Source organism: Tepidanaerobacter acetatoxydans Re1 (genome assembly GCF_000328765.2).
Taxonomy (GTDB): domain Bacteria; phylum Bacillota; class Thermosediminibacteria; order Thermosediminibacterales; family Tepidanaerobacteraceae; genus Tepidanaerobacter; species Tepidanaerobacter acetatoxydans.
Window position 1 is genome coordinate 41833 of the sequence record NC_019954.2, and the last position, 24149, is coordinate 65981.

Consider the following 24149-nt stretch of genomic DNA (forward strand, 5'->3'; position numbering starts at 1 on the left):
TGATGTAGACTATGGACAGTTCGGATATTATAACCGATGAAATGTTCACTGTTGTAGGAAAAGATATAGAAAACTATAATTTAATAACAAGACCCAGTCTTTCTTACTGGCAGGATGCATGGATAAGACTGAAGAAAAACAAGGTGGCCATGTTAGGCCTTGCTATAATAATATTTTATATAATTATGGCGATAATAGGACCTTACATGACTTCTGCCGACTACAGGATGACAAATTCAGCTATAGCGGATCAACTGCCCAGCAAAGAACATTGGTTCGGAACGGATTCTCTCGGCAGAGATCTTTGGGCCAGAGTTTGGCTTGGGGCAAGAGTATCTCTTACTATCGGCTTTGCGGTAACACTGCTCAATCAGTTTATCGGCATCATTATAGGCGGTATATCCGGCTATTTTGGCGGCAAACTTGATATGATAATAATGAGGATAATAGATGTGCTTTACGGCATACCGTCCCTCATTGTTGCAATACTTGTCATATTGGTAAGAGGCGAGTCCGGCATAGCAAGTCTCATAATAGCTATGATAATAACCGGATGGATTGGAAGTGCGCGATTTGTAAGGGGTCAGGTGCTTCAATTAAAAAATCAGGAATTCGTCCTTGCTGCAAAGGTCCTTGGCGCAAGCAGCATGAGGATAATTTTGCGCCACCTTATACCAAATATGATGGGACTTTTAATTACGAATATTACAATGGCTATTCCGGGAGCCATATTCTCGGAAGCATTTTTAAGCTATATAGGTATTGGTATTCAACCGCCGGATACAAGCTGGGGGCAGCTTGCAAGAGAAGGTGCCCAGGTATTTATGGCATATCCATGGGAGATATTCCTACCTTCATTTTTCATCAGCACAACAATGCTGTCTCTGAATTTACTTGGCGATGGGCTTAGAAATGCCTTAGATCCCAAAATGCGCGGGACGGCAAAAGTTTAGAGCCGCGAAATAGGGGGTAAAGATGGACAAACTACTTGATGTAAAAAATCTTGAAGTAAATTTTAAAACTTACGGCGGCACTATAAATGCTGTAAGAGGCATGTCCTTTGACTTAGACATAGGAGAATGTCTTGCGATTGTAGGAGAGTCGGGATGCGGAAAAAGTGTTACTGCAAAAGCCATAATGGGTCTTATTCCTTGCCCTCCAGGCGAAATATCAGGCGGCAGCATTCTATTTGACGGCACTGACCTTTTAAAGCTTGATAGAAAAAGTATGATGAAAATAAGGGGTGCAAAAATCGGAATGATATTCCAGGACCCCATGACATATCTTAATCCAACGATGACAGTTGGAAAACAAATTGAAGAGGTGCTGAAAAAGCATACAAATTACACTAAAAAGCAAATGACTGAAAGAATTATAGAGATATTAAATTTTGTAGGCATAGCAAATCCAAAAAGGAGAATGCGCCAATATCCCTTTGAGCTTTCAGGAGGCATGAGGCAGCGGGTCATGATTGCAATAGCAACTGTGTGCACCCCAAAGCTCTTGATTGCAGATGAGCCCACTACAGCTTTAGATGTTACTATACAGGCTCAAATCCTGGAACTTATAAAATCACTGCAAAAAAGCATGGATACCTCAGTGATGCTAATTACCCATGACCTGGGAGTTGTGGCAAACATGGCAGATAGAGTGATGGTGGTTTATGCCGGGAAGATAGTAGAGTCAGGGGTGGTAGACGATGTATTCTATAAGCCGCAGCATCCTTACACTTGGGGGCTTTTAAGCTCAATACCCACTTTAGAGCTTAAAAATAAAGAAAAGCTGCCTTCAATTGAAGGTACGCCGCCGGATTTATTTTCACCGCCGACAGGGTGTGCCTTTGCAGCCAGGTGCGCCTTTGCTATGAAAATTTGTAAAGAGATATATCCTGAAACGGTGGATTTAGGAGAAGGTCACCACTGTGCCTGCTGGCTGCTGCATGAGAAAGCCAAAAATGTGCGGCAGTCTTTTAACCTGTGAGGTGAACAAGTTGCATGAAAATAACGATTACCTGCTTGAAGTAAAAAATCTAAAAAAGTATTTCAAGGTTGGTGCAAACCAAATATTAAAAGCGGTAGATGATGTAAGTTTTTCCATAAAAGAAGGAGAGACATTAGGGCTTGTTGGCGAATCCGGCTGCGGAAAATCTACTACAGGAAAAACTATTGCAAGACTATATGCTCCAACAGGCGGCAAGGTTATATTTGAAGGGAAAAATGCCCACAAATTAACTGGACAGGAAGCAAGAGAGTTTTCCAAAAAGGTTCAGATGATATTTCAAGACCCTTATGCATCTCTTGATCCTAGAATGACAGTAAAAGACATAATCGGCGAAGGCATTGATATACACAACTTATACAAGGGCAAAGAAAAACTTCAAAGAATATATGAATTGCTAAATCTCGTAGGTTTAAACAAAGAACATGCAGACAGATATCCTCATGAATTTTCAGGGGGACAAAGACAGCGTATAGGAATTGCCAGGGCACTGGCGGTGGAACCTACCTTTATAGTATGTGATGAGCCTATCTCGGCTCTTGATGCCTCAGTTCAGGCACAAATAGTAAATCTGCTTATATCACTACAGCACAAACTTCGGCTCACCTATCTTTTTATAGCCCATAACTTAATTATGGTAAAACATTTATCAGACAGGGTTGCAGTTATGTATCTTGGCAATATTGTGGAACTTGCAGACAGCAGCGAGCTTTATGATAATCCCCTGCATCCGTATACTAAAGCTCTAATTTCTGCAATACCCATCGCCGATCCTAAGCTGGAAAGAAGTCGGCAGAGGCTGCTCGTTGAAGGCGATGTATCAAACCCCATAAACCCGCCTCCCGGCTGTTTATTCAAGTCGAGGTGCAAATTTGCAAAATCCGTATGCGGACAGATAAAGCCGCCCCTCAAGGAGATAAGCTCTAACCACTTTATATCATGCTATCTGTATTAGAAGGAAGGCAAGACTGATTTTAATGTAGAAAGTTGTTTTGGCAAATGTGACGAACCTTTATATAAAGCAATACTTGTTGTTTTAAGTTCAATCTTCAGTGCACAAGAGCGTTAGGGCATTTGCTGTCATTTACCTTCTTGCAGGGTTAAGAAGGATTTTGCGCCAAAGTCAAGACCAAAAAGTCTTTCGCTCCGGGTAAAGCATAGTTGGTATAGCTTTCAGATTTACAGTTAGTAAAAATGATATATAAGGTTTAATTTTAAAGGATCAGAGTATATGCACCTTAGAAAACTTCCAATTAAAAGAAATTTAAAAGAAGGTGTAAATTTATGAGCGACGGTTCATTAGAAAGTCCGGCATTGGAAAAGGAAATTCAAAAAAGAAGATCTGCGGTAAAACCAATAAACAAGAGGATAGCAAAGCTTCGAGAGGAAAGCGTAAACAGCAAGGTAAAAATATCCCCTGAACGAGTAAAAATCATAACCGATTTTTATAAAAGCGGTGCTGCAAAAGGCAAATCGATTCCGCATCAAAGGGCGATGGCTTTTAAATACTTGATGGAGCGGGCAAGCTTACCGATAGAAGAAGGGCAGCTCATTGTAGGCATAAGAGGGACGGGTCCTCAGGAAGTGCCCACATATCCTGAGATATGCACCCACAGCATAGAAGATCTTAAAATACTTAGCAGCCGGGAAAACATGCCTTATTTGGTGGATGATGAGACTTTCAAGCTGTACGAAGAAGAAATAATACCAGAATGGCAAGGCAATACAATGCGAGACTTAATATTCGGCAGTGTTTCAGATGAATGGATAAAAGCCTATGAAGCCGGGATATGGACGGAATTTATGGAGCAGAGAGCTCCGGGACACACCGCCGGCGGCGAGAGGATATTTAAGACAGGCCTCCTTGATATAAGGGAAGAGATAAAGAAGAAGATTGAAGAAGCAAAACCCAGCGATCCATCTTACTATGACAAGATAGAAGAGCTGAAGGCCATGGACATAGCTGCTGAGGCAATGCTTATTTATGCGCGGCGTTATCAAGAAAAGCTGGAAAACATGGCAAATGAGGAACAAAATCCCGAAAGAAAAAAAGAGCTCATGGAAATGGCAAGAATCTGCAGCCGGGTTCCTGCCCATGCCCCTGAGACGTTTTGGGAGGCACTGCAGCATTACTGGTTTATTCATGTAGGCATAGTATATGAAACAAATCCGTGGGATTCTTACAATCCGGGCAGATTTGATCAGCACCTTTTCCCCTTCTATAAAAAAGATGTTGAAGAAGGAAGACTTACAAGAGAAAGAGCCAAAGAGCTTTTAGAGGCATTTTGGATAAAAGTCAATAATCAACCTGCAGTGCCGAAGGTAGGAGTTACTGCGGAGGAAAGCTTCACATACAATGATTTTACAAAAATAAATATCGGCGGCTTAAAAGAAGATGGGTCTGACGGTGTAAATGATGTGTCATATCTGGTTTTAGAGGTCCTTAATGAAGTTAGAACACTGCAGCCTAATACCGCTGTTCTTGTAAGCGACAAAAACCCCAGGCATTTTCTCCTGAAGGCCCTTGAAGTTGTAGGACCCGGCTTTGGCGAGCCGCCGTTTTTCAATTTCGACGGTGCCATTGTGAAGATGCTAAGACAAGGCAAGAAACTAGAAGATGCCAGAACCGCAGGAGTCAGCGGATGCGTAGAAACAGGATCTTTTGGAAAAGAGTCCTATATCCTGACAGGCTATTTTAATCTTCCTAAGATTTTAGAAATAACATTAAATAATGGAATAGATCCAAAGACCGGCCGAATGCTGGGAATCCAGACCGGCGATCCTTCATCGTTTAAAAGCTACGAAGAACTTTGGAATGCGTTTTTGGAGCAGGTAAAGCATTTTATGGAAATAAAAATGGCAGGCAATGATATTATAGAGGCGCTTTTTGCAAAGTATATGCCGGTGCCGTTTCTCTCCCTTTGGACAGAGGACTGCGTAAAGCGCGGAAAAGATTACAACGCAGGGGGTACCCGCTACAATACTCAGTACCTTCAGATAGTAGGTCTTGGAACTCTTGCTTACAGTCTGACATCCCTTAAGTTCCATGTATTTGATAAAAAGACCATCTCTATGAGCGACATGCTTGATGCTTTAAAGCAGGACTTTGAGGGAAAATACGAGATAATGAGACAAATCATCTTAAATAAGACGCCGGTATACGGAGAAGATGAGGATTACAGCGACACGATAGCAAAAGAGATAGTGGATACTGTAGTTGATATAGTAGAGTCCTATCCCCCTTCTCCTGTTAGAAAAGCCTCAAAGAGAGTTTATTTTCTGCCAACAACTGCCCATGTCTACTTCGGAAAAGTTACAGGTGCCACACCTGACGGCAGAAAAGCGGGTTTTCCTGTTTCGGAAGGGATTTCACCGGTCCAGGGCACAGATAAAAAAGGCGTTGCGGCAGTTTTTAGGTCTATTACAAAGTGCGACTGGGATAAAACAGGGGGAGCACTGCTTAATCAAAAGCTTACACCGGATATTCTGGAAGGCCGTGAAAACTTAAAGAAGATTGCAAGCCTCATAAAAACATTTTTCAATATGGGAGGACACCATGTTCAGTTTAATGTGGTAAGTTCAGAGCTTTTGCGAACAGCCCAAGAGCACCCGAAAGACTTTCAGGATCTGATGGTAAGAGTTGCAGGCTACAGCGACTATTTTGTAAATCTGCCTAAGGGACTGCAGGAGGAAATAATTGCAAGGACAGAACACAAAAATCTTTGATAAATAAAAGACAGCAAGGTTAAAACGGCGGAGGGAATTTTATGGCAAATAGCGGGTTTGTTTTTGACATAAAAAGATTCGAGGTTCACGACGGACCAGGTATAAGGACAACGGTGTTTTTTAAAGGATGCCCGCTTAGGTGCTGGTGGTGCCACAATCCGGAAGGCATGTATTTTTCGGAGTCAGTTATGTATTTTGAATATAAATGCATAGGATGCAGGACATGCGTGAATGTATGCCCCCTTGATGCGATTTCCTTTGATTTCGGCAAGCACCATATTGACCGCTTAAAGTGCAGCAGCTGCGGCATATGCTGTGAAAGCTGTCCCTCAGGCGCATTGACTTGTATCGGCAGAGCGGTTACTGTAGATGAGCTGATGACGGAAATACAAAAAGATGTAATTCTTTATGACAACTCAGAAGGCGGGGTTACTTTTTCGGGAGGAGAGCCCCTTGTGCAGTATGAGTTTTTGACAGATATATTAAAAGAATGCAGGAAACTGGATATTCATACTGCGCTAGATACCTCAGGATATGCACTGGAAGATGTTTTTGAGCACGTTGCAGAAAACGTGGATATTTTTCTTTATGATTTAAAATTGGCAGACAATCCTAGCCATATTATTTATACCGGAGTTTCCAATGAGCCGATTAAGAAAAATCTTAAGATGCTGGCGGATTCAGGAAGAGGCGGCGATGTAATCCTGCGTTTTCCGGTGATTCCCGGCATAACCGATACACAAGAAAATGTAGAAGGTCTTGCGGAATTTATTTCGACTTTAGATGGCATAAAGGAAATCGATCTTCTGCCTTTTCATGACATAACCGAAAAATATACAAGGCTTGGGATGAAATACAACATGTCTGTCCAAACTGCACCTTCTAAAGAAAAGTTAAAGTATATAAAGAAAAGATTCGAACAGTTAGGACTTTATGTTAAGCTCTAACGTAAAATTTATACAATAAATTCAAAGGAAAGAGGGTAATGTTTTGTTTTTACAATTTGAAAATCAAAAGTTGATTGATTTTAGCCTTCAAGAAAACCGAAAAGCTATGCAAGAGGCGCTAAATCAAGTCAACGCACAGATGGGCAGGCATTATCCGGCTATAATAGGGGGCAAAAAGCGGGATGCATCTGAAAGGATTGTTTCAATTAACCCCTCGAATATTGACGAAGTTATAGGAACGTGTGCAAAAGCGGACAGCAAAATGGCACAAGAGGCGATAGATGCTGCCTCCGGCGCCTTTGAGAGCTGGAAGCGTGTGCCGCCTGAGGAAAGGGCGAATTACCTTTTTAAAGCTGCAGAAGTCATGAAAGAAAGAAGATTTGAGTTTTCTGCATGGATAGTCATGGAAGCCGGGAAAACATGGAAAGAAGCAGATGCAGATACGGCAGAAGCCATTGATTTTTTGGAGTTTTACGGAAAACAAATGCTTTATTATGCAAAAGGGATGCTGGTAAGCAAAGTTCCGGGCGAAGAAAATGAATGTTTTTACATACCAATAGGTGTAGGCGCCGTTATTTCCCCCTGGAACTTTCCCCTTGCAATTTTGACAGGCACGACAGTTTGCGGGGTTGTGGCAGGCAACACCGTAGTCGTAAAACCCGCAAGCAATACACCGGTAATTGCGGCAAAGTTTGCAGAAATTTGGCAGGAGATAGGTTTGCCTGATGGCGTTATAAATTTTTTGCCGGGGCCTGGAGATTCAGTCGGAGATTATCTGACGTCAAGTCCCGAGACAGGCTTTATAAATTTCACCGGTTCAAAGGATGTAGGACTTAGAATAAATAAATTGGCGGCAGAAATAGTGCCGGGACAAAAACGGATAAAAAGAGTTGTTGCCGAGCTCGGCGGCAAGAACGCCATTATAGTAGACAAATCTGCCAATCTGGATGCTGCGGCAGAGGGTATTGTAACATCAGCCTTCGGATATCAAGGGCAGAAGTGCTCGGCATGCTCCAGAGCGATAATTCATAAAGATGTATATAATGAAATGATAGAGCGTATTGTGGCAAAAGCCGAAAAGCTAAGAGTTGGACCTGCGAAAGATTATGAGTCAGACATGGGTCCTGTAATAGATGAAAAGGCGCTAAATAAGATTTGCCGCTATATTGAAATCGGAAAAAGCGAGGGAAAACTTATTCTCGGAGGAAAAGCCTTAGAGGGCAGCGGGTATTTTATTGAACCTACAATATTTGAAGGCGTTAAAAGTGATGCTGTTATTGCAAAAGAAGAGATATTCGGACCTGTGCTTGCGATAATGAAAGCCGAAGATTTTGATGAGGCGTTAAATATTGCAAATGATACGGACTATGGTTTGAGCGGCTCTGTATATGCTGCCGATAGGGAAAAATTAGACAAGGCACGCGAGGATTTTAACGTGGGCAACCTTTATTTTAACCGCAAATGCACGGGAGCCTTAGTAGGAGGTCATCCTTTCGGAGGCTTTAACATGTCAGGCACCGATTCGAAAGCAGGAGGAGCAGACTACCTGCTGCATTTCATGCAGGCAAAAGCCGTTTCGGAAAAGATAATGTAGAGCAGAGGGGTTTGAAAAATTAACAAAAAGCCTTTCATTTAGCATTGATTTTATAATAACAATCTGTTGTCCTGAAAATTATTTGTAAATAATATTATGTTCATGTTAGAATATACACTGTAATAATAGCTGGAAGGAAGGCAGAAATGAAGAAAGAACCCTATGAAGAAAATACTTTTTACAGCAGGATAAAAAAATTTAGAAAAGCAAAGAAGATGACGATAAAGGAACTTGCTGAAAAGGCAAACATTACATCATCTATGTTAAGTCAAATAGAAAGAGGGCTTGCAAATCCTTCTATAAATACGATGAAGCTTATTGCAAATGCTTTAGATGTGCCGCTTTTTAAGTTTTTTATGGAAGAAGAAGACGATATTAGAAGCCAGGTGGTTACTCCGGAAAACAGAAGGCGTGTATATCTGCCGGACTCTAATGGCGTAATTTATGAGCTCTTAACTCCTGATTTGGCGGGAACCATTGAATTTTGCCAGCTAACCCTAGAACCTTATATGTCTACCTCGGATACCCCTATGGGGCACGAAGGAGAAGAGGTGGCTATTGTAATATCAGGAACGGCAGAACTTATCTTGGACGATTCTAAGATAATCATGGAGGCAGGAGATAGTATAAGAATCCCACCTCATACTAATCATAAATGGTATAATCCATCTGAGAAGCCATTAGTGCTTATTTTTGCGATAACACCCCCCAGCTTTTGAAAAGATGCAGATGGCAGTTTTTTTAAGTATGCCAATTTATTACTATAGATCCTTATTATAAAGCCTACTACTTGCCATACGACTACAAGGTTTAGGAACTGGTCTATATAACTTAGAGTTTCTAAATACGCTAAAGCACGCTGAAACTCTCTAAAAAACCTTGGTTTATGTAATTTCGAGGAAAGAAAAGTATTTCTGTTAAAAAAGTATTATGTCATTTTGAGTGAAGCGTTCTGTCATTCATTCTGAGCAAAACGAAGAATTTTAAAGCCTTTCTAAATAATAGATTCCTCGCTATTGCTCAGAATGATATGCTATGGCGCAAGATAACAATCTTTATTTAGTATCTTTTTACTTTTCATTATGAGCTTTTGGGATTGCCTAAGATGGAAGTTTCTAGCATATTTCATTGTGATACTTTTCGCATAACTTAGGATGACAATTTTTGTTATTTGCAACAATGTTTCATTTTCAGAGATTCTCTCTGTATATCTTTATCTGTGGTTGTCGTACTTAAAAAATATGTAGATTATACTATATTTAATTGAAGAAATGCTTTTATTACAGGCAAGAAATAAAAGAGTATGGCTAAACATCTAACCCTTTTAACCATACTCTTTTTGCTTTTACAGACCCTTAGGAAGTTAGGAGCAATTTCCTATTTTACTCCCTTAGTAGTAGAATTTCCTCTCATATCAACTTTAATAAGCTTTTCAACTTTTTGACCGCGGCAGCCTATAAGATAGCTGGTAAGATTTGCGGTAGAACAGCTGTGATTCGGTATAATCTCGATCGTATCGCCGACCTTAAGATTTGTTTTACCTTCTACATGAAGCTTGCCAACCTCTTCTGAAAGACTAAAAACGGTAAGCTCCGGATGCCCTTTTACATGTCCATAGCCTTTGATTGCAGTATTTCCATGAGCACCCTGGTCAAGGCCGAGGCATTTGGCCCCTGCATCGCATATAAATAATTCTTCTAAAGGATGAGAAATAACTGTAGCATATACAAAAAGCGCACAATCTGATTCTTTTGCTGTATTTGTAGAAAGCTGGATATTATCCATAAATACATAATTGCCGGGATGGAAAACGTTGATATTTTCATCTGAGACTGCATCATAGAAAGTAGGTGTGGAGCCACTGGTTATAAGTTTCAACTCATACCCTGCAGCTCTGAGGGAATCTGCTGCGGTCTTTACAGCATTTTTCTCATCTTTTACATAAAGTGGGATATCTTCCTGCTTTGAAGCGGAGTAAACATGGCCCGGATGGGTTGAGATACCTAAAAAGTTTAGAGCCTTAAAATCCTTTAATGAGTTTGCAAAATCTAATACCTTTTCAGGCAAAATACCAAAGCGATGCAATCCGCTGTCAATTATAATCGTATAATTTACTTTAACTCCCGCAGCCTCTGCCGCATCATTTAGCATCTTTGCCCCGTCGTAATTATCGATTCTTATAATGAAATTGCATTTTTTGCTAAGCTCAATAACCCTTTGAATATTTACAGGGCTTGCAACAGGATATGCATACATGATGTTTTTGATACCTGCCTTGGCAAGTCCCTCACACTCATCTAGTGTGCCGCATAAAAACCCGGCGGCTCCTGCTTCCTGCTGCATTTTTACAATCTCTGTGCTTTTGTGGGTCTTTATCATTGGCCACAGTTCTTTGTCATGTGCATCACACAGCGCTTGAGCCTTCTTAATATTGTTTTCTAAAATATCCAGGTCAACTAGTATAGCCGGTGTTTGAAGTTCTTTCTTTTCCATAATTAAAAATCCTCCTTAAATTGATAACATTTTAGTTTATAATTTAATTTTGCCATCTATTTAAATTGCTATGGCTTAATTTTAACCGCATTACAAAGCTTGCGAAAGTTCAATTAAGGATATGCCATCGAAAAAATAGGTATAAAAACCAAGATTTTAACAGGATATTTGAAATTAAAAAAGTCAAGAATCTAACCATTTAGTAAAAGGTTACAAAAAGATTGCCTGAAGAATGAATACTAAAACAATGGCAGTAAGGGATTGAGCGATGCTGATTATCGGCAAAGTCCGATAAGCAACCTCAGGCTTCATCTCAGACGTAGTAGTGATTACCCAGAAGAAATCATCATTGCCGTGAAATACCATAAACCCACCAGCTGCACAAGCAAGCATTGCAATGACTCGACCCATAGGAGTTGTAAAACCTAAAATATCCAGGAGAGGCAACAACATAGATGCAGCCGTAATCATTCCGACAGTGCCTGAGCCAATGGCGGTTCTAAATATTGCACCGATTATAAATGGAATGAGTATACCTATGGTCATCCCGGAAAAATACATTGTCACCATCTCCTCAAGATTTGAGGTCCTAAGGACAGATGCAAAAGCTCCGCCTGCACCTACGATTAAGACTATCTGACCTGCGGTTTTTAGAGCTTCACCAAAAGCACCATCAAATGTCCAGACTAAATTATCTTCAGGATAAATGCTGCGATATGTGATAAATGCAAAAATTAAGCCAATAAGCAAGGCGGATACAGGTTGACCAGTTGCTGCGAAAAGCGATGTAATGAAATTATTTTTTCCAAAGGGAGCGCTTTCTAGCGATGAAATTGTATTTAGGAACATTAAGAGAATTGGCAATAAAATAGGCAAGAATGCTTGTAAAGCACCAGGCAATTTTTTGTCAGTAACAATTTCCTCGGTATCAGATGGGAGATAATAATATTTTGAGCCAAAACGTGTTCCAAGATAGTAGCCAACTAGAGTAACAGGTATTGATACAACCATACCCAAAAGAATAACAAGTCCCAGATCTGCGTTTAAAATACCGGCAACAGCTAAAGGACCTGGTGTAGGTGGAACCAACATATGTGTTGCATGAAGGCCCATTGCCAAAGATACTGCCATTGTAGTCATGCTAACCTTTGTATCCCTACTTAAACTTTTTGCCAAAGGAGAAAGTATTACAAAAGCTGAATCGCAAAAAACCGGTATTGAAACGAAATAGCCGGTAATGGCTAGTCCTAATGCAGCATGTTTCGGGCCGGTAATTTTTAAAATAGTTTTGGCCATTGTTTCTGCTGCTCCGCTCTTTTCAAGCAAAGCGCCCATCACTGTCCCGATGGCAATAACAATGCCGATTCCGGCTATTGTGCTGCCTAGTCCTGATGAAAATGCAGCTATGATGTCTGGGATAGACTGACCGGTTAAGATTCCAAAAGTAAATGCAGCTGCAGTTAAAGAAAAGAATGGGTGTAATTTTACTCTAACTGTTAAAAAAACTAATACAGCAATAGAAATAGCAATTGAAAAAACAGTGAACAAAGGATTCATTTACCTCGTCCTTTCCTGATTATTTTGGCAATTCTAATTCTAACATTGTCAAGAGTAAAAAGTCAATAAAAAATTAATTAATATTTAATTTATCCTCAAGTTTTTAATTTATACTTAATTACACTATTACCTTTTTCTTTGAATAGCTAATTTTTTCTATTGCAACCAAATGCGTGATTAAATCTTATTTAGCTTTTAATTTCTGCTACTATCGCCAAAATTCATATATTTATATATATTTATATATGTTTGACAATTTTAATAATCCATAACACAACTTTCCCGTCAACAAAATAGGCTTGATCCTTGAAAAATTCATATAGAAACGCACATCAAAACAACAGGAAACCTCCAAAGAATGGTATAATTAAAGTAGAACAACATCAATAATACCAGTCACTAAGGAGGTTTCTCTATGACCAGTATATCAATTTACAAAATAATGACCGGATGCTTGAGTCTAGAATTGATTATTTCTTTAAGAAACTTAACCCATTACAAATTCTGACAAAATGCAATTTTTACAAGAGGTCTTAAGTTCCACGCGCTGTCATCTTAAAAACATTGTTCTTTCTTACTTTTCAAGACAAAAATCTTTATCGAACTTTAGTCTTACAAAGTGAAAATTTTCCTTTTAAGGAAAATACTGTTTATCGCTTCCTTAATGATGGGAGCTCTAATTGAGAAAAGTTGCTTCAATGATAATGACACAACTAATTTTATTCATTGATAGGCTGACCAGAGAAAATCGGCAATCTGTAATAATTTTTGACGACTCGCTTTTTAGCTGTAACCGAAGCAAGAAAGTAGAACTTTTGGCAAGAGAATTTGATTATACCAGCCAAAAATTTTGTAAAAGATTTAGAATGCTAACTATTGGATGGTCTGATGGAAACACCTTTATGCCTATTTCCTTCTGCTTGTTAAATTCCCCAATGATAAAAATGTGCTCTGCACGACGGATAAAAGAACCATTGCCTATAAGCCATGAAAGCTGACTAGACAGGAAGCTCCCGATGTGGTGGGGTTAACTATACTTTGTAATGTCAAGGATATTCCTGCTAAATTCATGCTGCTTGACAGTTGATTTACAATGCCTAAGACCGTAATTCGGGTAAAAAGAGAAAATCGTGAAGTTATAGGTATGATCCCGTATTACAGAAAAGATCCATTATCAATACCAAGGTAAATGGCAAAATGTCAAAAGTATCTACCAAAGGATTAAAAAGTCCTCCGATACTAAGGGTATCCTCGGGTCAGCATGTGTCAAACTTAGGGAAGATAGGGTCTCCACCGCCGATGAATTTATTGATGCCAAAATTGATTTTATGAAGAACCGCAGTTCGGATAATTGGCCTCTCCTTCTTTACACTGACATTTCCGTAAGTGATGAAGAAATCGTTCGTATCTACGGAAAGTGCTGGGCTATAGAAGTTTTCTTTAAGGTTTGCAAGTCATATCTAGCCTTGGCTAAAAAGTATCAAGGATATAGTTATTACATACAAGTTGCTGCTACAACCATTAGATATGCTATTTTATCTATGGAAGCTAGAAATACTACCGATGATAGAACTGTAGGAGATTTGTTTTTTCTACCTTAAAGAAGAATTAGCAGACATAAAGCTTTCTCAGTCCCTGATGCTCTTGGTTGATACCCTTCGCCAGATTCTGAGTAAGTTGCCTTTGCTTAGTCAGGAAATGGTTAAGATGATTATGGATACATTTTGAATACAATACGGAATACTTGCTTTTAGGAGACAGAAAATAGATAAAGTCCTTAACTTTACTAGGAAGCAATGTTAAGGACTTATAAAATTTAATTAATTTAATTAAGGAAGAAATATTATTATGTTATCTGGAAACTTATAAAATCTTATGAACTTATTTTTTAGAAAGCTCTTTCTTGATTTGCTGCCAAACGTTTTCCGCTCGCATTAAACCAAAATCCTGAATATCAATACTGAATACAGGTATGCTATTTTTTGTCATTCGTTTAATTTCATCTTCTGCAAATCGAACTTGGGGGCCCAGCAGAATAATATCTGTTCCTTCCAGATTTTGTTCTATTTCCGTAAGCGGTATTGCCTCTACCGAAGCTTTCTGACCGTCTGATTCTATGCATTTTTGTAATTTTATTTGCATAATACCAGTACTCATTCCGGCATTACAAACAATCAAAATCTTCATTTTATACTCATTCCTTCCACTCTTTCTTAAGATACAAAACTATATATAATATAAAATGTATTTATTTTCATGCATTTTAATTAGATTATACTATTTGTTTTGGCAAATAGCAATTAACTAAAATTAGCATAGATCAGAGAATACTATTTCAATAATTAAAGCAAAATCTTTTATTATATTTCTTAAATTTATAGTATATTTAATTATTTAACAACCTCATTGTATTCTATAAATTGCTTATACCTGCTGTTTCTTCGATTAATTTCTGCTTTTCATATACCTTAAGAAATGGGTAATAAATTAGTCCATCGATAACAACGAGTGTAATTGCTAATATTATTGCTCGATAGTCCATGGTCGCTAAAAATTGTCCGATCGGAGTGGGAATATTCCACCCAGGGTATATAAATGTCTTGTTTACTAAACCTATGTCCATACAAATATAGGATGCAATACCGTTAAATGTTTGTGCGAAAACCCATGGGATGAAAAATAAAGGATTTAAAACAATCGGGAGTCCAAATATAATTGGTTCATTAATATTAAATAAGGCTGGTATAATAGAAATTTGCCCTATTGTTTTTAACTGTTTAGATTTACTTCTTAATAGCATAAATGCAACGGACAAAGTAGCACCAGAACCTCCTATAACCATAAAATTCCACCACAGAGGTTCAGTCCAGATATGTGGTAATGCAGAAGGTGGCATGCCTGCTGCATATTGTGCTGCATTAGAGGCATAGTTGCTCATCATAAGGGGTTCAAGCATTGAAGTAATTGCTGTATTATGGATGCCAAACCACCAAACAATTTGTGTCAATATGGAACTTATAGCTAAACCAAAGACATTATCAATTGCGATTACTAATGGATGAAAGCAGGCTAAGATTGCCTGTGGGAAAGATAGTCCGATAATACAATTAAAGAAGATACTTATTATAGTGCAGACAGAAGTAATAAACAGTATTGGAAAGATAGAAGAAAATGAACTCTTTAGCGCAGGTGGCACCATTTCTGGCATTTGTATAGTCCCAACTTTTTTATCAATTAAGAAACGATAAAGTTCTGTAATTACTATTGCAATTATAATTGAGGCAAATAAGCCTTCGCCACCCCAATAATCATTACTAATACCACCATCAGGAGTTTTACTGGAACATAATATAAAGAACATTAAAAGATTTAGCATGGGAGTTAAGATAGTATTCATTTTATAATAAGAAGCTAAATGGTATGATACTGCTAAACATACCCATAAGCTTATACTATAGAGTGTCATAGATCTTAGAAGTAAAAGCGGGGCACCATAATTTTCTATAAATAACTGCCAATTCTTGAAGAAAGTATAACCGCTTTCTGTAACTGCCATGGTTGTATAATCGACTAGGGGTCTTGTTAAAATAATGCTAATGCTACCAACTAACATTATAGGCATACACATCATAAAGCCAGCCTGGATTGCTTGCAAATATCTATTACGTTGAATTTTTCCAGCAAAGGGTAATATAGTTTTTTCTATCCAATTCATAATATTACTACTCATTATTTATATTCCTCCCCTCGAATTTTGCAATTAAGTCTTTATACCAAAAATAGCTTTTTTTAGGTATCCTTTTATTGTCATTTTCAAAATCTACGTATACTAATCCATAACGTTTTTTATAACCATTTACCCAGCTATATAAATCCATTGAAGACCAAACATAGTAACCTTTTACATTTGCACCATCGTGAATTGCTTTTAGCATCCAACTGATAAATTCTTGAAGTATTTCTATTCTTTCATCATCATGGATTTTTCCATCTACAATTTCATCATAGCAACCATGGCCATTTTCTGTGATATAAATGGGAATATTACCATACTTATCCTTTAATTCCATAAGTTCGTCATACATGCACTTCGGATATATTTCACGTCCCCAAAGATTGCGTCTAACATTCTCATCATAAGCGGTTTCGAACCATCCCTTGATAACAACCCCCTCTCTTATGTTAGAGTTTGCCCCAACATTATTTATATTAATTCTTGTTTCTCCGGAAGTATAAGGTTTCACATAAGAACGACTATATATATTAGCTCCTAAAAAATCAACAGTTCCATTCATGAAAATTGGCTTATCCTCTTCTTTGACGAAAGATAAATCAATATTACTTTCTTTAAGTTTTGGAAATAAATCATCTGGAAAGTAACCTTTAATACAAGTATCAGTAACCCACTTATTATAAAATAAGTCTGCATTACGATATGCAATTTTACTTGCTTCATCATTTCCTTGCACTTCTACATTACCGGTAGCGTGAACTAAACCTATTTTGCCAATGTAGTTATGCTTATGAAATTCATTGATAGCTTTTGCGCTGGCGAGCAATAAATGATACCCGACACATGCAAAGCGATTAAAATCTTGAACATTTGGAGGGTAAACACCGGCTAAATAACTGCAATAAGCATAATATTTAGGTTCATTAATTGTAGCCCATAGCGGCACCCTGTCGCCGAATGCTTCAAAGCAGATTTTAGCGTAATTCAAAAAATCATCTACAGTTTTTCTGTTTTCCCATCCCCCTCTTTCAGCAATAGCTGCTGGCAAATCATAGTGAAAAAGTGTTACGTTTGGGATTATCTTATACTTTAAGCAAGTATCGATTAGACGATTATAAAAGTCGATTCCCTTTGGATTTACTTTTCCTGTACCTTCAGGTAAAATTCTTGCCCAGCTGATGGAGAAACGATACGTATTTTGACCACATTCAGCCATCATTTTAATATCTTCCTCATAACGATGATAATGGTCACAAGAAATATCAGCTGAAACATTATTAATATTTAATTTTGATGTGTGGCAAAAAATGTCCCACTGTGAAGGTCCTTTTCCATCTTCATTCCAAGCTCCTTCACACTGATAAGCAGAAGTTGCACTTCCCCAAAGAAATTTCTCATTATTACTCATTTCAGCACCCCTTTTCTTTCCATATATTAATGAAATGTTTAGCCATTCTTTCAGTAAAAAGAGCCATCGTTAAATGATCTTGTGCATGAACCATAATTATGCTATATGGTATGTCTTCATTATTTGCTTCACAGGCGAGAATGGATGTTTGAGCATTATGCGCACGGTTAAGCTCTTCATTACCGCTTCTAATTTTTTCTTCTGCTTCGATGATGTTATTTTTACTTGCTAAATCTATCGCTTGATTAAAATAATCAAAAGCACTTCCAGCATAAGCAATAATTTGGAAAGCTATTTTTTGGATATCTTCCTTTTTCATAAGTTGTCCTCCTGCAAAATTCTTTGGTCTTTTTAGTATAATTTGTAGTATTGAATACATTGTAGCGAATAAATATCCCTATTTCTAATTTATAATTTCATACTATGCCGCAAAAAATTATTTGAAATGTTATCAAGATTAAATTTAAATATATATAAGGTTTCTCGGCATGGAGGAAGCAATAAGTGAAAAAGCTAGACTATAAAGGAATAATACTTGAAATTTTAGGCAGTGCATTAATTTCAATAAGTTTATATAATTTTGCAGCCCAAGCTAAATTTCCAATGACAGGTTTTTCTGGAATATCTCTAATTTTGTATCGCCTATTTCGTATTTCCTTAGGTATTTCTACAGTAATTTTAAACATTCCAGTTGCTTTGATATCATATCGTTTGTTGGGTAAAAAGTTTTTTTGGCGTTCAATTCGATGTATCATTATATCATCTGCAATGATTGATATTATTGTTCCGATGCTTCCTGTTTACAGAGGAGAAAGAATCTTAGCTGCTATATGTACCGGAATACTCAGCGGAATCGGCTATGCGTTGATTTATATGCAAAATTCTTCTACAGGTGGTGCTGATTTCATAATTATGTCTATAAAAGCAATATTACCTCATGTTGAATTAGGCAGTATTGCTTTTTTAATTTCTATAGGCATTATATTAGTTAGTGGGATTTTATTTCATGATGTAGATGGCATAATTTATGGCATAATGATTAGTTATATATCTTGTTATATAATTAATAAAGCAATGCTTTATGCGAATGCTAGTAAACTGGCTTTAATTGTTACTAAAAAAGGAGAGTTAATATCAGCAAATATAATTAAAAATAGTAGCCATTGGGGTTCGGCCATTATAAAAGCATTTGGAGAACACAAGCAAAATGATAAAGAAGAAATAATTTTATGCGCGTGTAAGGAAAGACAGATTCATCAATTAAAAAAAACTATTAAAGAAATAGATCCATTTTCTTTAATAATTATTCTGGATTCATTAATACAATGAGGTAAAAACAACTAGGCTAATAAACTACGGACCAAAAAATAAAAATAGACTTAATTAGTAAATTTTGCTGTGTAGGCCGCAAAAGTAAATTTGAAAGTCAAATAATATTTTTCTATACTAAATTTGTAGGAATATTTTCTGCTGTCTACTGAGGAGGTTTTTTCATTGTATCTAACGAGTCGTCAAAAAAAAATTTTACTTTATTTAAATAAGTTTAGTAATCCAGTTACAGGTAAAACAATCGCAAAATATCTTAATGTTTCAGTAAGAACTATTCAAACTGAGATTAAAGTTATCAACAAGACTTATGGATTTAAAGTTATCGAATCTAGTAATAAAGGTTATACTTTAAATCGCAATAAAGTAAAAAATACTGTTTTTTTGATACCAAATGAAGATGATTTTACTTCAATCCTAAAACTTTTGATTTTAGAAGATATATCAAACCTAGACGATTTAGCAGATAAGCTTTTTCTCAGTCCTAGCGCGTTACAGCAGCGATTAAAAAAAATAGATGCGAAGTTAAAAAAATATAATCTTAATATATTACGGCAGGACAATCATGTTAAAATCAACGGATCGGAATATCATAAACGACAACTTATTCATGACATGATTATGAGGGAAACTAAATTAAATTTTAATAATATTGAGAGTGCATCAAATTATTTCATAAACATAAATATCCAAAGGATACAGGATATAATTATGACAGCAATACGAAGACATGGTTATTATGTGGAATCTTGCTATGCACCGAGTTTGATTATCAATATACTAATTGCCTTATCTAGGATTCGTGAGAATTATTTTATCGAAAGTCAGAGCATTGATGCTACGCCGAATACAACTGAATACCAGATAGCAAAAGAAATCTGCGAGCAATTAGGCAATCATTGGTATATTTCCATAACTGAAAATGATGTTCAATATATATCAATGATTATCATGGGGCGAGTTAAGGCCGATACTAGTAATTTAACGCATGATAATACAGAAGCAAATCAGTCAGTAGAAATTTTAAAAATAATTAAAAATACATTTAACTATTACATGCTAAGCGTGGATTATAATGATTCGTTTTTAACTAAATTTATTGAACATATTAATGCTCTTATAGTAAGAGCCCGTAGCAATCAGTGCGCAATAAATCTAATTTCTGAAAATTTAAAGGAAATGAGCCCATTTGTTTACGATGTTGCAATACATTTAGCCCAATCATTAGAAGAATATTTTGATATAAAAATCACAGATGAGGAAATAGGACTTTTGAGTGTTTACATAGGGTTTGTTATTGAACAATCTACAGCTAGCAACCATTTAGTTAATATTTTACTCGCTTGCGATGAGTACCACCACATTGCGGATTATATTTTATCAAAATTAAAATCAAATTATAAAAATCAAATTAGAATTATAAATGTGGTAAACAACTTAACTCCTACAATGGATTTACAAAATGTAGATTTAATTATACACACTACTTCAATTAACGTATTAGGTAAAAAATCAGTATTAATAAGTCCTTTTTATACTGAAGAAGATTCTCTGAATATTGATAATGCTATCAATGCAGTGCTTATTAAGAAAAGAAAAAAGCGAAACCAAGATTTACTTCTGACTTATTTTGATGAAAAATTATATTTTAAAAATAAAGGTATTAAAAATAAGGTTAACGCAATAAAATTTCTCGGAAATCATCTTGAAAAAATGAATATCTGTGAAAAGGGCTTTACTGAATCGGTTTTAAGGCGTGAAGCAATTTCATCTACTTGCTTTTTAGGAACATTTGCTGTCCCACACGCTATAGAACTAAATGCTAAATTTACCCAATTTTGTGTATTAATTGAAGAAGATGGTATAAAGTGGGATGATAATAACATCAATTGTGTTTTTATGATAGCAGTTAGCAAAGATGATCGAAAAGCTTTTATGGAAATTTATAGTGGCATCGTTCAAATTTTATGTGATAAAGAATCAATTGATAAACTCATAAAAGCCCCCGATTTTTCGTCATTTATAAATCACTTTAATCGGTAGTTTAAAAATTATTACAATCTAAATAAGCCAAGAAATTTTAATCAAAAAAAATTTTCTTAAAATGAAAAAATTAATGGACTTGCACTTTTAATTTAGTGTATCATATATACTAAGCAGTTAATAATTATAAAGGGCAAAGAGAAAGGGTAAAATTCATGAATATACGTCTAGGCATCGTTGGACCGGAAGATTCTCTGATTTTATTGAGAAAAGTCTTGCATGAGTTTGACAGAGAGATTACTGTGGTCGAAAAAATTTATAAAGATTTTGAAGACCTTAGAGATATTGCATCAGTAGCCCAAGATGTAGATATAATACTTTACAGCGGTCAGGCGCCTTACTTTTGGGTAAAATCCAATGTTGATATTGCTGTGCCTGGGGTTTATATCCCTAGAAACGGGACAAGCCTTTATAAGGTTCTTTTTGATATTTACAGAGATGGCAAAGATGTTTCCGCGTTAAGCTTCGATACTATAAGCCGTCGCGATATTGAGGAGACTTATATGGAACTGAATCTGCCGCTTACCGAGATATTCACAATGGATTATGATAAATACCTTCCTTATGAAAAACTTGTAGATTATCACCAAAGCCTATGGGCTAAAGGCAAGACCCGTGCAGCAGTAACATGCCTTAATAAAACATATGAAGAATTAAAAAAGCTGGGCATCCCCGTTTACAGAATATACCCCACTGTTTCTAGTGTACGCCATGGCCTGGAAAGAGCGATGATGTACGGAGAAAGCATCAAACTTAAAGAAACGCAGATGGCGCTTATTTTGGTAAGGGTTGAGGACCTTGATGATATCTTGTATGAAAGTTCCAGCTATCAACTGCAAATACAACTTCTGGAGCTTTATCAGGTAATTCTTGGCTATGGTGATGAAACCAGTGCTACCGTAACCAAGACAGGAGATACGGAATTTATGATAATAACAACTCGGGGATGTTTAGAGGAATCTACCGATATATTCATGGGCTCGCCGCTGCTTCATGCATTAAAAGCTAATACACATCTTAAGGTAACTGTGGGAATAGGCTTTGGGCGCACGGCAAAGATGGCTGAAACTAATGCTCGCCAGGCAGTCAGGCTGTCAAAGGAAAACGGCAGTGATTGCTGCTTTCTGGTTACCGAAGAAGGTAAGATTGTCGGGCCTATTCGAGAAAACAGATTAAATACTGAACCCCTTTCTGATTTAAACTTAGAAGAACTTGCAAAAAAATTAAATATGAATGTAGTCAATCTTAATAAACTTAAAGCTTCCATGCGCCGTTTAGGAAAAAACGAGGTAACACCTAAAGAGTTGAGCACATGCATGAGCATCAGCCAGCGAAGTGCCCGGCGAATCCTTGCTCAATTGGAGGAAAAAGGAGCGGCTCGGATAGTGGGAATCCGAAGAATGTCGGGAAAAGGCAGACCAAGTCAAGTATACCAAGTCTTGATATAAGAAATGAAGTATAATTAAAGGCTCGCAGAGTTATTTCCAAAGTGAGCCTTTATATTTTTATATATTTCTTGATTATGCTGCATAAAACTTAGTGTATAAAGCTATGATCAGCATAATAATATGTTTCATATAATAATCAAAAGCAGTATGCCGGTATTTATGACCGGTAATTTTTATGTATAAAATAACTTTTACTGTAGAGTCATTTTTTGTATTCAACAAGTATACTGTATACATTTTAAAGCAAGAAGGATTTTTTGAAAAAAAAAGAGAATTCATAATAAAATATATATGGTCATGTAACCAAAATTTGGCCAAAAAAGGAGGAGAGCATATGATTCAAAAGGAATTAAAATCAAAAGGAGGTTTCGAGAGGTTTTTAGACTGGGTTGAACGTGTAGGGAATAAACTACCGCATCCGTTTTTCTTATTTGTCTACTTGACGATAGCTATAATGCTCTTATCTGCCATTTTGTCTATGCTGGGGATTTCAGCGATAAATCCCGGCAGCGGAGAAGAGGTGATGGTTAAGAACCTTTTAACGCGAGAAGGTGTAGAGTGGATGCTGGTAAATGCCCTCAAAAACTTTACCGGTTTTGCTCCCCTTGGGCTGGTGCTTTCTATGCAAATGGGCATCGGTCTTGCGGAACAGGCGGGCTTGCTGTCTGCCTTTATGAGAAAAACCATGTATGGTGCGCCTTTATGGGCTATTAGTTTAGCGGTAATGTTTGTAGGTATAAATGGAAACATTGCATCAGATGCTTCCATAGTCATTATACCGACACTTGCGGCAAGCATCTTTCTTTCGCTGGGCAAAAATCCGCTGGTAGGTCTTATGGCAGGATATGCTGCAGCCTGTGCCGGATTTTCTGCAAATCTTATAATAGCCGGAACTGATGCGCTACTTGCAGGCATAACTCAAGAAGCGGTAAAAATCATAGATCCAAGTATTCAGGTCAACCCCTCTATTAACTGGTACTTTATGTTTGCCTCAACATTTATCTTCACTTTTGTTGGAGCATGGGTCACTGAAAAAATCATAGCACCGAGACTTGGAGAATACAAAGGCAAGATAAAGGTTACAGAAAACCAAGACCTTACACCTATTGAAAATCTTGCCCTAAAAAATACGGGCAAAGCAGCCTTGGTATTTCTTGCAATCTTGGCTGTTGCAGTACTGCCTAAAAATGCCATTTTAAGGAATGCTGAAACCGGCGGCCTGATACCCTCGCCGTTTTTAAACGGTATTATTCCCATTCTGATGTTGTTTTTTATAACGATTGGTGCAGCATACGGGAAAACCGTCGGCACCATAAAAACTGCAGGCGATATACCAAAGCTTATGGCTGAAGCCGTAAAAACCATGTCTGGATATATAGTGCTGGTTTTCATCATAGGCCAGTTTGTAGCCTACTTTAACTGGACTAATATAGGTGTCATAATAGCGGTAAAAGGCGCGGAATTTTTGCAAACTGTGGGATTTACCGGTTTGCCGCTAATCATAGGAATAATTTTACTTTCTACTATAGTAAACATATTTATCGGCAGCGGCTCCGCCAAGTGGTCTATACTTGCACCCATATTTGTACCAATGCTGATGCTGCTCGGCTATTCTCCGGCAATGACTCAGGTGATATACCGTATTGGAGATTCTTCCACCAACCCTATAACACCGCTTTTTCCATACTTCCCCATAGCGTTGGGTCTTGCTCAATACTATGATGAAGATGCCGGAATGGGGACCTTGATGTCTTTGATGCTGCCATATGCATTGATTTTTTTGATAGTGTGGATATTGCAGCTGATAGTGTGGATGGTCTTAGATTTACCATTAGGGCCGGGAGCAGGCATTTATATGTAAATCTTTTAAAAAGGA

The 24149-nt window shown here is 37.2% G+C and carries 19 protein-coding genes; 13 read left to right on the forward strand and 6 right to left on the reverse strand.

The window, feature by feature from the left end; translation table 11 throughout:
• Positions 1-11 precede the first annotated feature (11 nt).
• From TEPIRE1_RS00205 to TEPIRE1_RS00235, 7 genes are all read left to right on the forward strand, one after another.
• Entirely contained in the window at positions 12-953 is a 942-nt protein-coding gene (locus TEPIRE1_RS00205; protein ID WP_013777179.1) for an ABC transporter permease, read from the forward strand.
• Between the two features lie 22 nt (positions 954-975).
• Positions 976-1980, forward strand: a complete 1005-nt coding sequence (locus TEPIRE1_RS00210; RefSeq protein WP_013777180.1) for an ABC transporter ATP-binding protein — start codon at positions 976-978, stop codon at positions 1978-1980.
• The gene (locus TEPIRE1_RS00215) at positions 1955-2953 is read left to right on the forward strand and encodes an ABC transporter ATP-binding protein (protein WP_013777181.1); all 999 of its coding nucleotides are present in this window, start codon (positions 1955-1957) and stop codon (positions 2951-2953) included. Before TEPIRE1_RS00210 ends, TEPIRE1_RS00215 begins: the two co-directional genes overlap by 26 nt.
• A 329-nt stretch (positions 2954-3282) precedes the next feature.
• Entirely contained in the window at positions 3283-5724 is a 2442-nt protein-coding gene (gene hypD, locus TEPIRE1_RS00220) for a trans-4-hydroxy-L-proline dehydratase (protein ID WP_013777182.1), read from the forward strand.
• A 41-nt stretch (positions 5725-5765) separates the two neighbouring features.
• Positions 5766-6671: a glycyl-radical enzyme activating protein gene (locus TEPIRE1_RS00225; RefSeq protein ID WP_013777183.1), complete on the forward strand. Its 906-nt coding sequence runs from the start codon at positions 5766-5768 to the stop codon at positions 6669-6671.
• A gap of 43 nt (positions 6672-6714) precedes the next feature.
• Positions 6715-8265, forward strand: a complete 1551-nt coding sequence (pruA, locus tag TEPIRE1_RS00230) for an L-glutamate gamma-semialdehyde dehydrogenase (protein ID WP_013777184.1) — start codon at positions 6715-6717, stop codon at positions 8263-8265.
• Positions 8266-8411: 146 nt separating this feature from the next.
• On the forward strand, positions 8412-8984 hold the full coding sequence (locus tag TEPIRE1_RS00235; RefSeq protein ID WP_013777185.1) for a helix-turn-helix domain-containing protein: 573 nt from the start codon (positions 8412-8414) through the stop codon (positions 8982-8984).
• Between the two features lie 658 nt (positions 8985-9642).
• On the opposite strand, the gene TEPIRE1_RS00240 is transcribed toward TEPIRE1_RS00235, so the two are convergent.
• Entirely contained in the window at positions 9643-10758 is a 1116-nt protein-coding gene (locus tag TEPIRE1_RS00240; protein WP_013777186.1) for an alanine racemase, read from the reverse strand.
• A gap of 210 nt (positions 10759-10968) precedes the next feature.
• Positions 10969-12315, reverse strand: coding sequence for a GntP family permease (locus TEPIRE1_RS00245; protein ID WP_013777187.1), 1347 nt, complete (start codon positions 12313-12315; stop codon positions 10969-10971).
• 680 nt (positions 12316-12995) lie between these two features.
• On the opposite strand from TEPIRE1_RS00245, the gene TEPIRE1_RS13595 reads away from it, so the two are divergent.
• Positions 12996-13313 (forward strand): hypothetical protein, encoded by a 318-nt coding sequence (locus TEPIRE1_RS13595; protein ID WP_015294757.1) that lies wholly within the window; start codon positions 12996-12998, stop codon positions 13311-13313.
• A gap of 330 nt (positions 13314-13643) precedes the next feature.
• Complete coding sequence (locus tag TEPIRE1_RS13955) at positions 13644-13916, forward strand: hypothetical protein (protein WP_023211297.1); 273 nt, start codon at positions 13644-13646, stop codon at positions 13914-13916.
• A 280-nt stretch (positions 13917-14196) separates the two neighbouring features.
• On the opposite strand, the gene TEPIRE1_RS00255 is transcribed toward TEPIRE1_RS13955, so the two are convergent.
• The 4 genes from TEPIRE1_RS00255 to TEPIRE1_RS00270 all read right to left on the reverse strand — a co-directional run bounded on the left by TEPIRE1_RS00255 (position 14197) and on the right by TEPIRE1_RS00270 (position 17775).
• Positions 14197-14502: a PTS sugar transporter subunit IIB gene (locus TEPIRE1_RS00255; protein WP_013777188.1), complete on the reverse strand. Its 306-nt coding sequence runs from the start codon at positions 14500-14502 to the stop codon at positions 14197-14199.
• Between the two features lie 226 nt (positions 14503-14728).
• On the reverse strand, positions 14729-16045 hold the full coding sequence (locus TEPIRE1_RS00260; protein WP_013777189.1) for a PTS sugar transporter subunit IIC: 1317 nt from the start codon (positions 16043-16045) through the stop codon (positions 14729-14731).
• Complete coding sequence (locus TEPIRE1_RS00265) at positions 16038-17456, reverse strand: glycoside hydrolase family 1 protein (protein ID WP_013777190.1); 1419 nt, start codon at positions 17454-17456, stop codon at positions 16038-16040. Before TEPIRE1_RS00265 ends, TEPIRE1_RS00260 begins: the two co-directional genes overlap by 8 nt.
• Position 17457: 1 nt before the next feature.
• On the reverse strand, positions 17458-17775 hold the full coding sequence (locus tag TEPIRE1_RS00270; RefSeq protein WP_013777191.1) for a PTS lactose/cellobiose transporter subunit IIA: 318 nt from the start codon (positions 17773-17775) through the stop codon (positions 17458-17460).
• A 185-nt stretch (positions 17776-17960) separates the two neighbouring features.
• Between TEPIRE1_RS00270 and TEPIRE1_RS00275 the strand changes: the two genes are divergently transcribed.
• From TEPIRE1_RS00275 to TEPIRE1_RS00290, 4 genes are all read left to right on the forward strand, one after another.
• The gene (locus TEPIRE1_RS00275; RefSeq protein ID WP_013777192.1) at positions 17961-18785 is read left to right on the forward strand and encodes a YitT family protein; all 825 of its coding nucleotides are present in this window, start codon (positions 17961-17963) and stop codon (positions 18783-18785) included.
• Between the two features lie 165 nt (positions 18786-18950).
• Positions 18951-20825: a BglG family transcription antiterminator gene (locus TEPIRE1_RS00280; RefSeq protein ID WP_013777193.1), complete on the forward strand. Its 1875-nt coding sequence runs from the start codon at positions 18951-18953 to the stop codon at positions 20823-20825.
• A gap of 155 nt (positions 20826-20980) precedes the next feature.
• Positions 20981-22273, forward strand: coding sequence for a helix-turn-helix domain-containing protein (locus tag TEPIRE1_RS00285; protein WP_013777194.1), 1293 nt, complete (start codon positions 20981-20983; stop codon positions 22271-22273).
• 334 nt (positions 22274-22607) lie between these two features.
• On the forward strand, positions 22608-24134 hold the full coding sequence (locus TEPIRE1_RS00290) for an AbgT family transporter (protein ID WP_013777195.1): 1527 nt from the start codon (positions 22608-22610) through the stop codon (positions 24132-24134).
• The last annotated feature ends 15 nt before the right edge of the window (positions 24135-24149 follow it).